Raw genomic sequence first — 232 nt, 5'->3', positions numbered from 1 at the left:
CCTTCTGGCCGCGCGGGGCGAGGGCAAGCGGATCATCCTCGCCCTGGACACGGTGAAGAGCCTGGCCGACGAGGAGATGAAGGTCGTCGTGGACCCCGTCAAGGGTGTCCGCAGGATCACCAAGCTGATGGACCCGGCGGAGGCTACCGGTGAGTACATCGGCGTCACCCTGATCGAGGGCGAGGCGGCGCAGGAGCTGGCCGACGCGCTGCGGACGACCTTCGAGCGTGAT

Annotated in this window: 1 pseudogene; it reads left to right on the top strand. The window is 68.1% G+C overall.

Features of this window, described 5'->3' with window-relative positions:
* A pseudogene (locus tag LG395_RS41045) lies at positions 1-232 on the top strand (phosphocholine cytidylyltransferase family protein); the annotation flags it as partial.

The sequence above is a fragment of the Streptomyces spinosus genome (genome assembly GCF_020400655.1).
In the GTDB taxonomy this organism is placed as follows: Bacteria; Actinomycetota; Actinomycetes; order Streptomycetales; family Streptomycetaceae; genus Streptomyces; species Streptomyces argyrophylli.
Note: the sequence above shows the minus strand (reverse complement) of the source record. Positions and strands in the feature narration are given on the sequence as shown.